The organism is Pedobacter hiemivivus, assembly GCF_005144565.1.
In the GTDB taxonomy this organism is placed as follows: Bacteria; Bacteroidota; Bacteroidia; order Sphingobacteriales; family Sphingobacteriaceae; genus Pedobacter; species Pedobacter hiemivivus.
This window is the reverse complement of the sequence record NZ_SWDX01000002.1, coordinates 533,668-545,459: the sequence shown is the minus strand read 5'-3', so window position 1 is coordinate 545,459 and position 11,792 is coordinate 533,668. Positions and strand designations below refer to the sequence as shown.

The following is an 11,792-nucleotide window of genomic DNA, read 5'->3' as shown; positions in this document are numbered from 1 at the left end:
TTATTCATCAAATTGGGTGTTCTCAATAACCAAGCTTGCAGCAGCAAGCAATTCCGCATCTGCGGCTAATTCTGAAACGACAATAGTTGTTTGTTCTGCAATCCTTGGGATACAGAATTCGTTTACAGCTTGTTGTACTGATGGTAACAATATTTTGCCAGCTATAGCACCGCGACCGCTCAACACAATACGTTCAGGATTCATAATATGGATTAGCGTAGCCAATCCTTTTCCAATAAGAAAAGCTGCATCAGACAGGATAGATACTGCAAGTGGATCATGATTGCTTGCAGCTTCAAGGAAAATCTCACCTACATTCCGGCCATTTTCTTTAAACAACTGAGTCATACTTGTTGCAGCCCCGTTCTTTATTTCTTCTTTAGCTCTTTCTGTCATTACTAACAGCGAAGTCTCTACTTCCAGACAACCACGTTTACCACAAGAGCATAAATTGTTAGTTTTAGAAAGTGGAATGTGACTGAACTCACCAGCATAACCGCTGCTTCCTCTATATAGCTTTCCATTTACAATCATCCCCAATCCTGTTCCCCAGCCTATGTTAGCTACCATCACATCTTGTTTCCCTACGGCCGCACCAAAATTTAGCTCGGCAAGGGCAATTAAACTGGAGTCATTATCCATAAATATTGGAAGCCGCAATTTGCCCAACATGTATTTCCCAAGAGGCTCACCATCTTTAGCTCTTAAATGAGAATTATTTATCCCCTCTTCAACATCAATAAAACCAGGGATACCAATGCCTACTCCTAGAATTTTTTCAATATCAATACCTGAAGCTTTAATATTTTCCTCAATAAAGGCCACTAATTTATCGACTGCCTTAGCTTCACCGGGAATAATAAGTTCAAGCGTTTTAGTTGGAAAAACAATTGTACGAGATAGATCATATATCGCCATCCTCGTAGTGAACTGATCCATTGCGACAGAGACAATATACTTTTGCATTAACGGGTTAAGAAGAAATAAAGAAGCCCTCCTACCACCGGTAGATTGCGCTAGTCCCTGATCTTTAATATAGCCATCTGCTATCAACTCATTTACAACCTTGGTAACCAGAGGCAAACTTTTGGTACTCAGTTTACTTAATTGAGCAAGTGAAAGTGAATTCTTATAGTAAAGATGCTTTATGATATCCGATCTTAATGAAGGTGCCTTCTCTATCATAGTGTATTTGGTTAGGTTGCTTAAACAAACTTAATAATTTAAAACAATACTTTCCAAATCTTTTTAAATAATTTATTAAGTTGTACAATGTTTATAAAAAAGCACACAACTTTGAGCAACAAAAAAGCCTCTTAAACCATAGCTTAAGAGGCTTTACCAGTATGGTGGATCAGTATTTATCTTATAGGAGCAAAATTAACTGACTTTAATTTAAACAGTTCCACTCCATTTTGTAAAGGACTCAACGTTATTGTGTAAACCCCAGCCTTACTAAAGGTAGTTGTTGCAACTGTATGTTTAATAAAAGGCAATGGCGCTTTTTTGTCAAACTCTGAGGTACGCAAAGTCCGGAAAAGAAACGCTTGATTGTTGACTTTCATACTTCCTTCCTGTTTTGAACTTTCTGGGGAGCAAGAATATTCCAAAGTAATTTTATATACTCCAGGCTCCGTTACACGAATGCTAAAATCAGCTTCATCGGCTTTGTCGTTCATATCGGTAACACAAATTGTATGCTTCCAGTCGCCATAATAGTGACTGTAGGTTAAACTCTTTATTTGAGCGTTGCCTTTTAATTTTGCAAACGTAGCCTCTACAATATTCTCTTTAAATTGATTAGAAACAGTAACAGGTACCTTTAAATCATAATCAGCAATTTTACCAGAGTACTCCATTACAAAAACAGTATTTGCAGCTTCAGCATCAAATGCAGGTAAGTCAATCAAAATATCATCACCAGATTTTTTCCATACCAGGTTTTTATGGTCTGCTAAAGCATATACTTTAGCAACCTTACCTTTAACACCCGGAACCAGTAACTTACCATTTTCAGGTCTTTGCCATACATGTAAATACTGCTTACCCGGTTTTGAAGTGCTTACACCCCATGGTTGCGCAGGAATCAGTCCGTAAGTACTGCTGTAAATGCTCTCTCCATTTTTGTCTAACCATTTACCGGTTTCCCGTAAAAACTTAACTGAATATTCAGGAATATTACCTTCACCATCAGGTCCCACATTCAACATCAGGTTTCCACCTTTAGAGGCCACGTTGGCCAGTAATCGGATAATTTCAGTAGGTGTTTTGAAGTTCATATCATGCTTGATGTAACCCCATGAGTCGTTGTGTGTATAGATAGACTCCCAAGCTCCTTTAATTGGTGTTGCCGGTACCTCAGAGTCTCCAAAATCACGATAATCACCCAGCCCCTGCCCTACACGGCTGCTAAACAAACTTTTAGGCTGTAAAACCCGTAATTCATTTACAAAGCTTTGCGTTTGCGCTTTAGTCATCCCACCAGGAGTATCAAACCATACAATACCCAAAGGGCCGTAATTGGTCAACAACTCCTTCAACTGCGGAACTGCTTTTTCTCTATAGTACTTTTGATAGTCTTTTTTAGACTCCTCAAAATCCCATGTATTTCTACCTCCATTTGGTTCGTACCAATCTTGAAACTGAGAATAATAAAACCCAAACTGAATTCCTCTTTTGCGTGTCGCTTCAGAAAGCGCTTTCATCGGATCCTTTTTATAAGGCGTAGCATCGACAATATCAAAATCACTCACTTTGGAATCATACATGGAAAAACCTTCATGATGCTTCGCCGTAATTACCATGTATTTAATCCCCGCTTCTTTTGCCAACTGTGCCCATTCATCCGCATTAAATTTAACCGGGTTGAAAGTTTGAGCCACCTGCTTATATTCTGCAACGGGTATCCTAGCCTGATTCATAATCCATTCCCCACTTCCATAATAGCGCTTATCCTTCCACTCACCAGCAAGTTTGGCATACAGTCCCCAATGAATGAACATACCGAACTTAGCTTCTTTAAACCATTTTAAATTAGGATTCTCTTTGCCAGAAATGCTGCTATCCCACATCTCATCCATCGTTTGTGCATGAATTGTGGTTATAGTGCTACCAGCTAAGGCAAATACAAGGATACTTTTACGAATAAGATTCATTTTATTTTTCTTTAATTGTTGTGCTATTTAGCAGTCATATGTATGGATTCACCAACTTTTGTATCAAAAACAAAGGTCTTACCAGAAAGCACCTCAGCTTTTTGTCCATTTCTCAGCAACTGCACCTTTTTCACTGGCCATGGATTGTCAATCGTACATACACGTCCCGCCTCGCTTAACAATTCCACATACTCAATTTCACTTTTTTCTAAGCGACTGCTTACTAAAAATGCGCCATAAGCTCTTAATTGCTCAAAACTCGCATCTTTGGACCTATTCCAATTGGGAAAAATTCTGATAGTCTGCTCATAGCTCTGCATCATCATCTCATTTATAGTTAGCGGAACAGCTGACAATGTCTCTATTCCACCACCTTCAGCAGTAATCCATAGGTTGGGCAACGATTGTATATTAATCCTGTCCTTTAATTGTTTAAGAATCTCATCTGAATCATAGCCTACGCGTACTGCCGCCGGAAAACAAGTTTCAATTCCATTGCCTAGCGTATTGCCCCATTCTCCTGGCCCCTTCATTCTTTCTTTCCATCTGCTTACATCACTCAATAAAATTTGGTTAAAAGCAGAATCCGTTTTTGGACCACAGACACCCCCCGGAAGGATTAAGCCATGAATCGAAACCCTGGCCAATCCCGCAATACGGCTATGCAATGCCGAAGGACTTTTCTCTACCCCCTTCAAGCTCAATTTACCATCAACTTCGCCAACCGTAAAATCACTCATATGCTGAACAATATGCTTCCATTTAGGAATTCTTGAAGCATCTACATTTAAAAAACTACTGACATCTATCATTCCCTTAAAAAGCATTTTCACGAGCCCCACTGAAAGTGTAGAATTAAAATCACCGAGCTGATCGCGCCATTTACCATTGTTTTTCAAGTTCGGCATCACCTCTCCATAATGGTCCATGTAAATCACGTATCGTCCGTTCTCAAATTTTAGGTAGTCTTCCCAGAAGTTTGCACATTCAAGCATATAGGGATAGATCTTTTGGGTATAAGCTTTATCATAAGTACTGTAAAAACGCATTAGCATATTCCCTACACTAAATACCGCATTGATCTTCTGTCCCAAAAATTTGTAACCACCATCTATGGTATTTTCCCTTGTTGCATAACGCTTTTCCATCTCTTCAGGAGTTAGTGGCCATCGTGTGGTTACCAATCCTTTTGGCCCTATGCCAACAGGATAATAGATTCCTTTCTGATGCAACAAGGCTTTTGCATGTTGCTTTCCCTTGTCCATATAATCCAGCAAGGGCTGATCAAAATTAGCCGTTTCATCAATGTGATTGGATGAGTAAGCTGCCCAATAAGGAGCCTGATAATTGTAATTGAGGTGATAGTCACCACCCCATGCTGCAGAATCACGAGTCACAAAAGGCCCCCAAATTCCAGGAGCAAACTTATCTCCTCTAGATGTAGCACCAAATAAATACTGTGATGCGTAATAATACTTTTCTATAAATGGATCTCCAATCTCAACTTTAGATTGACTCCAGAAGTCTTTCCACCATGCCTCGTGCTCCTCTTTTATTTCAGTAACCTTATTTTCTGTAAGACTATGAGCCTCTTTTATAGTGGCCGCTTTCCAATCTTTACGATCTTGATTGGTGTACATCGTAATGGTAAGCGTAACCTTTTCGTTTGGTTTCAAATCTACACTTCCATCCTTTTCGAGGTTTGCACCTAATACTTTTAAGGCCATGGCTACATTAGACGGCCATTCCAGTAAAGGAGTATTTTCAAATGATCGGGTTACCCAAATCACGTCCCCATCTACTCCCGCGGTATTAACAGATGTGTTGCCTTCCGTAGATTTCAGTCCAAGTTTCAAATTACAGGCATTGTTCGCTGTAAACTCGGCCACTACAGTATTGCGCGTGGCTGCTACCCAGGCTTTCAATGACACTTTAAGTTGATTCTTCGTAAACTCTCCCTTTATGAAGGCCTTGTCCTGCACTTGCTCGGCATAATAATTAGCGCCCTTTAGGGCGCTAATATTCACTTCTAACCAACCAGGCAAGGCAATCCCACCACCAGGGTAAACCGGATATGCCCGCCAGAAGTCATTTTTACCCAGATAGAAAGACAATTGATCTGGGCTACCACCAAGGGTAAGACCAATATCTCCATTTCCAGCTAATGGTCCATCAGGCGTTTTCTTGGTTGGCACCAACTCTGGTGCCTTTGTAAAAACAGCCCTATATCGCCCGGCATATATTTCCTGAGCATAAACTCTGCTGAAGAACCCCAGCATAAGTACCATTAGCATTAACAGAGATCTGGTCATATATTTTGATTATGTTCCTTCACAATTTAAAACCCAGTGTTTTGCGTCCACACACCTCTCATGATATCCATTTGTCCAAGAGGAATTGGGAAGAGATAAGATTTGAACTTTCTCTTTGTTCCTTTTGCGTCATAAGGGACTAAAGGAATAACCTGATCTGCTACTTTCCATCTGATTAAATCATTGTAGCGCAAACCTTCAAAAGCCAACTCTATCCTGCGTTCATTTCTAACAACATCCCTTGTAAGTACCAATTTTGCAGGCATATTTACACCCGGTCTTGCTCTGACATCATTTAGCGCTTTTAAGGCACGAAGATCTGTCCCCTGACCACTTTCAAACATAGCTTCAGCATACATCAATAGTAAATCGGCATATCTGATTTTAACCATATGCTGATCACTTAAGGTCGCTCCAGAAGCATTATTAATCGATGTATTTACCCACTTTTTAATGGCCATACCTGTATAAGGAATTTGGCCTTCTGCAGTACTTCCAGCCTGTTTAAAACCTCCTGGATTATAAGCCCATGGATCTCCAGCTTCGAAAATGGTCATTTTTCTTCTTGGATCATTTGCTTCATAGGCATTTCTTAATTCTACAGTTGGAAATATAGACATCCTACCCCCTATCACCTGATCTAAAGAGTGAAAATCATCCGGAGCCCTAAACTGGACAGAAAACATGATTTCCTTATTATTGAGCTGATTGCCAAAGAAAATACCAGCATAATTATCAGAAAGTTGAAACGGATTTGCAGCATCCCCTATCAAAGTCCATGCGGCATCAGCAGCCTCTCCATATCGTTCATTATTTAACAATACTTTTGTTTTTAATGCAATAGCCGTTCCTTTAACCGCACGTCCATCTGTATAAGCTTTCTGTTCTAAATAAGAAATAGCCAGATCCAGATCCTTAAGAATTTGAGTAACCACTGCAGCCTTTGGTGACCTGGGGGTATTCAAATAATCACCATCAAGCTCTGCAGGTTGCAGAATTATAGGAAGATCCCCATACAACTGAGTCAACTCATTATAGTAAAAGGCTCTTAAGAATAAAGCTTCACCTATCATCCTTTTCTTCGTAACCTCCAACAGATTAGGAACCCTATCTACATTGGCCAGGAAATAATTACAAGACGCAATGCCCTGAAAACCGAACGTAAAGGTTTTACTCACAATACCTGTTGTTGCCTGATTATGATCACCTCTCATCACCACATCAAAAGATTCATAATTAGAGGTATTTGATGCATTATCAGAAAGCGCTTCCCAATACAAAGAGTTACCACTCTGAGTTTTTCCATTCGAGAAAATTGGTTCTTTTAGTTTTGCGTAGCAAGCTACTAAAGCCTTGCCCGCCTCGGCTTCTGTTCTCCAAAAATTCTCTTCTTTGGGATTTGAAAGCGGATCTTTATCAAGTGTCTTTTTACATGAAGTCACAAAAACTGCTGACATCAGAAGAAGCCCTATTTTTATATATGTTTTCATCTTATCTAGGATTAAAAAGTAACTTTAAGTCCAAACGAATAAATTTTAGCCTGTGGATATATCGCAGCCCTGCCACTTGCAGCTGCACGCTCAGGATCACTTCCATCAAAAAAGTCAGTGATTGTAAACAGGTTATCACCTGAAACATATAAACGCAAACCTTGCATTTTAGCTTTATTGATCCACTTAGCAGGAAAATTATACCCCAACTGCAGGTTCTTTAACCTAATGTAGGAAGCATCTTGTAACCACCAGTCAGACACCTGCGTATTAGGCGCATACACTTCATTAAAGATATGTGGTATCGTGTTGGAAGTACCTTCTCCATCCCATGCATCTTTCCAGAATGTTGGAGGTGGACCAGCTTGTCTAAATGGTGCAATCCCCCATTCTCTCACATAAATTTTTCTTCCTTGAACACCTTGAAGAAAGAAACTTAAGTCAAAATTCTTGTACTCTGCATTAACGGTAAGTCCATAGTTAAATTTAGGAAAAGCACCACCTACAACCATACGGTCATCAGTTGTTATTTTTCCATCTGGTACACCATTTGGCCCGCTCACATCTCTATACTTCATGTCGCCCGGTTTAGGTTTCACTATTGGCGTTGGTCCATTATCAATTTCGCTTTGATTTTGATATATACCATCAAAAATATACATGAGGTAAGACTGATAAGGCAATCCTTCTTGTGTAATGGTTCCATTGGCACTATTAATCTCTCGGGCACCAAATTTTACTACTTTATTTTTATAGGTTTCGAAGTTCCCCTGTACCTTATAGCGGAAATCATTTATTTTACCTTCATAGCCCAAGAGAAACTCCAAACCGGTGTTTTTCATTTCACCGCTATTTACTGTTGGTCCAACTAATCCAATAAAATCAGGAACCTGAAGCTCTCTTAAGATATCGGTTGTTCTTTTAGTATACCAATCTACAGAGCCAAATAAGCGAGAGCCAAAAAGGTTAAAATCCAGACCTAAATTGGTCACTGTAGTAGTTTCCCATTTCACATCCCTTCTGATTAAATCTGTCTGCGTTACACCTTGTTGCAAACTTCCGCCGATGAAATATAAGTAAGGATTTAATACAGACTGATAAGGATATGGCATTGACTCACCTAAAAGCGTTCTGTTCACGTTCTGGTTACCGACCTGTCCCCATGATACTCTGGCCTTAAGGTTACTCACCCAACTCACATCTTTTAAGAAATCTTCCTGAGAGATTCTCCACCCAGCCGAAGCAGAAGGGAAAAAGCCCCATTTATTTCCGGTTGGAAAACGAGAAGAACCATCATAACGGAAATTCGCTTCCAATAGATACTTCTCTTTATAATCATAGTTTACCCTGCCAAAAAGTGACTGCAATGCCCATTCATAACTAAAGCCGTCGACAGTCTGACCACCTGGTTCATAAATGCTCGGGTCTAACAGATCATCTGACGGTGCATTTCTTTTAAATCCCTGTAAACGATCGTATCTAAAGGTTTCCTGGCTAGCACCCAGTAATGCACTGAAATTATGATTTTCCGCAATTTTTTTAGTGTAGTTTAATGTTCCAAAAATGGTATACTGTACATCTTTATCATCACGTACAGTTAAGTTATTTTCACCAACGGTACCGTTCCATTGCGTATTGAACGCATACGCCCCAGTATTGTCAGGTAAAAACATATATCCAGGAATACCAACTACATGTACCTTGGTTTCTCTTTCATTGTATTTAACCGCACCTTTGATTTCTCCTTTCAATCCAGGAAGAATATCTACGTTTAAATAGGCAGAAGCCAAAGCATAATGATTGTTCACATATCTACCACCATTTTCGGCTGTAGCAACAGGGTTTTTATTTCCACCTTCAAAAATATAGGCTTTAGCAGCATACCTTCCACTTCCATCTGGCAATTTAGGCGTAAAAGTAGGGTGAGCAGCAAGCGCACTCAGAATCTGATCTTCAGTAGAATTACCATCAAAATTACCATTCAAGGCAGTTTCATTCCGCTTGCCTTTTGAGAAGGAAATGTTAGTACCAAAAGTTACCTTCTTGTTCAGATCCGTTTTAAAGTTAAACTGAGCATCATACCTTTTATATCCTGTAGCAATCAGTATTCCATCCTGATTTAGGTACCCGGCGCCAAAATTATAGGTTGTACCTTCTTTACCCCCATTTACACTCAGGTAATGCTGTTGCATTGGCGCTGTGCGAAATATTGCGTCCATCCAATCGTAACTTGGATATTGAGCCGGATTAGTAATCGCTCCTTGACGATATTCTTCAATCTGTGCAGCTGAGTATCTCTGGTTAGCACTTGTACCCGTATGATCGATAGCCTTATTCAACAACTCCATAAACTGAACAGAATTGGTGATCCTATCGTAAACAGAAGTGGCCCGCTGACTGCCATAATTATAACTGTAATCGATATTTAGTCTTCCAGCTTTACCCATTTTAGTGGTTACCAGGATAACACCGTTGGCTGCTCTTGAGCCATAAATTGCTGCCGAAGCTGCATCCTTTAATACAGAAATGCTTTCTATCTGATTAGGGTTTACATTATTTAAGTTACCCTCAATTCCATCAATCAAAACCAATGGGTCATTGGAAGCCTTACTAAAAGTCCCCATACCGCGTATCTGGATCGTTGCACTTTCGGCTCCGGGCTGACCAGAGTTTTGTACCACCTGAACACCAGGCATTCTACCCTGCAATAACGACGTGGTATTCGGCGCTTGTCTGCTGGTTAACTCAGTACCGGAAACATTACTTACAGCTCCAGTTAAGTTCACTTTCTTTTGTGTACCGTAACCCACTACCACAATCTCAGAGAGGGCACTATTCTCTTCTTTTAAGACCACATTGATGTTTGTTCTATTACCTATAGCAATCTCTTGTGTGGCAAAGCCTACGAAGCTAAAAACAAGTGTTCCAGATCCATCAGGTAATGTTAATGCATAATTACCATTCGCATCCGTCATGGTCCCGACATTACTACCTTTCAGTTTTATACTTACGCCCGGTAATCCTCCGCCCTTTTCGTCGGTCACTTTTCCTTTCAGTTCTACTTTCTGAATTGAACTATTCGTACGAATGGCTGGTTGTCGGTTTTCCTTAATGATAACCGTTTTATTACTTAACAGATAAGTAAAAGGCTGGTTTTCGAAGCAACGCTTCAACACCTCATCTAGCGTCTCATTTTTTACAGAAAGATCAACTCTTTTTGCTTTTTTAAGATCTTCAATATCATAAAAGAAATCATAACCGCTTTGCTTACGGATTTCCTTAAAGACCTCTTCCAGCGTCACATTCTTTTGTGAAAAAGTAATGCGTTGTGCCTTACTTGCCTGTGCAAATTGCAAAAAGGCTGTGACCAACAAAATTGTGGTAAATTTCATTATCAACAGAAATTTATGTACTAAGCCCGGTGGCTTACCTACAGATTGTTTATAAAAGTTCATACATTTGGTTAGTTGGGGTTAAACGAAAAAAATTAACTGTTTGCGGGTATCCCAGCCATTTTTACCGGGAGTGGTTCGAAGCACTCTCGGTTTTTCAGGCCTTTACACCATAATTAAGGTACTTGTTGTTTAGTGTATTGCTTTTTCATGTTGTTTAATTTTTTGGTTGTATTATTTGCTTGTTTATTTTTATGCTACTTAAAAACTGTAATCTTCTTTCCTGCTACAGTAAAACGAACTTTACCTGTTGATTCCATAATGTTTAATACTGCAGAAATGTCTTTGGAACGGGATATATAGCCCCCGAATTTCAAATTATCGAAATCCCCTTTGTAAATCACCTCTACATCATACCATCTTGCTACCTTATTCATTATGGTCCTGAAATCATCTCCCTTGAATACAAAATCACCATTTTTCCAGGCAACAATAGATTCTGTGTCTACTGCCTTAACCTTGATATCACTTTCATTTAACTGACTTTGTTCGCCCGGTTTCAATAACTTAGAAGAGTTGTTTTTATGAGTACCAAATGGAATTACACGTACCGATCCTTCCAACAAAGTCGTTTTGATATCGTCTTCATCTTTGTAGCTATTGATGTTGAAATGGGTACCCAGCACCTCTACCTCCTGTCCTGCGGTCTTAACCACAAAAGGAATATGCACCTTTGCTACTTCAAAGTACCCTTCTCCGGTAAGTTCTACTTTTCTAATATTTGCAGCAAATTTTGTGGGATATCGAAGGGATGAGGCCGCGTTTAGCCACACCTTGGTACCATCGGGTAAATTAATCTGATATTGTCCGCCTTTGGGAGTTTCAATTGTATTGAAAGCTATTTTCTCTAGCCCCCCATTTTTTCCTTGATCAACAACAGTATAAACGATTTTCCCATCAGCAGTTTTATTGATAGACAATCCTTCCTGTTTAACAATTTCACCACTATTGGCATCAGTCAATGAAATTTTACGCCCATCGGCCAAGGTTAAAAAAGCTTTGTTACTTCCGGGAACGATCTTATTGTTCTTTGGTTGATGAACAGCCAATTGCTGTGCTGTTGTAGCAGGACTTAAATAAAAGTAGCCCGCAAAACCAATTACAAATACAGCTGCTGCTGAGGCCAGATACCATTGGCGCCGTATTTTCAGCACTGGTTCGTTTGCTATTAAAGATGACCAAACCATTGCCTTTGTACGTGCAGCGGATGCAATATCCAAGCCTTCAACGTCAGTCGAACTCAACTTCAGATACCAACTTTCAACAGCGGCCTTTTCTTCCTCCGTACATAAACCTGCGTTGTATTTATCTAATAATTTCTGCGGATCGTCCATCATAACTATACCCTTTAGCTTTTTTCAGTCATAAGACAAGAAGCTATAA

General features: G+C 39.7%; 6 protein-coding genes. All 6 read right to left on the bottom strand.

Features of this window, described 5'->3' with window-relative positions; all coding sequences use genetic code 11:
- Positions 1 to 1,185, bottom strand: coding sequence for an ROK family protein (locus FBD94_RS05780; protein WP_131606360.1), 1,185 nt, complete (start codon positions 1,183 to 1,185; stop codon positions 1 to 3).
- Positions 1,186 to 1,361: 176 nt separating this feature from the next.
- Positions 1,362 to 3,155 carry an alpha-L-fucosidase gene (locus FBD94_RS05775; protein WP_136879443.1) on the bottom strand — a complete coding sequence of 598 codons (1,794 nt, stop codon included), beginning with the start codon at positions 3,153 to 3,155 and terminating at the stop codon, positions 1,362 to 1,364.
- Between the two features lie 23 nt (positions 3,156 to 3,178).
- Positions 3,179 to 5,467 carry a glycosyl hydrolase family 95 catalytic domain-containing protein gene (locus FBD94_RS05770; protein ID WP_136879442.1) on the bottom strand — a complete coding sequence of 763 codons (2,289 nt, stop codon included), beginning with the start codon at positions 5,465 to 5,467 and terminating at the stop codon, positions 3,179 to 3,181.
- A 26-nt stretch (positions 5,468 to 5,493) separates the two neighbouring features.
- Positions 5,494 to 6,957 carry a RagB/SusD family nutrient uptake outer membrane protein gene (locus FBD94_RS05765; RefSeq protein ID WP_136879441.1) on the bottom strand — a complete coding sequence of 488 codons (1,464 nt, stop codon included), beginning with the start codon at positions 6,955 to 6,957 and terminating at the stop codon, positions 5,494 to 5,496.
- Between the two features lie 11 nt (positions 6,958 to 6,968).
- Positions 6,969 to 10,349: a TonB-dependent receptor gene (locus tag FBD94_RS05760; protein WP_131607195.1), complete on the bottom strand. Its 3,381-nt coding sequence runs from the start codon at positions 10,347 to 10,349 to the stop codon at positions 6,969 to 6,971.
- 257 nt (positions 10,350 to 10,606) lie between these two features.
- Positions 10,607 to 11,746 carry a FecR family protein gene (locus FBD94_RS05755; protein WP_131606368.1) on the bottom strand — a complete coding sequence of 380 codons (1,140 nt, stop codon included), beginning with the start codon at positions 11,744 to 11,746 and terminating at the stop codon, positions 10,607 to 10,609.
- Positions 11,747 to 11,792: the final 46 nt, after the last annotated feature.

Coding starts and splice junctions, on each gene's coding strand:
- FBD94_RS05780 (WP_131606360.1), bottom strand. CDS start 1,185: ATGATAGAGAAGGCACCTTCATTAAGATCGGATATCATAAAGCATCTT.
- FBD94_RS05775 (WP_136879443.1), bottom strand. CDS start 3,155: ATGAATCTTATTCGTAAAAGTATCCTTGTATTTGCCTTAGCTGGTAGC.
- FBD94_RS05770 (WP_136879442.1), bottom strand. CDS start 5,467: ATGACCAGATCTCTGTTAATGCTAATGGTACTTATGCTGGGGTTCTTC.
- FBD94_RS05765 (WP_136879441.1), bottom strand. CDS start 6,957: ATGAAAACATATATAAAAATAGGGCTTCTTCTGATGTCAGCAGTTTTT.
- FBD94_RS05760 (WP_131607195.1), bottom strand. CDS start 10,349: ATGAAATTTACCACAATTTTGTTGGTCACAGCCTTTTTGCAATTTGCA.
- FBD94_RS05755 (WP_131606368.1), bottom strand. CDS start 11,746: ATGATGGACGATCCGCAGAAATTATTAGATAAATACAACGCAGGTTTA.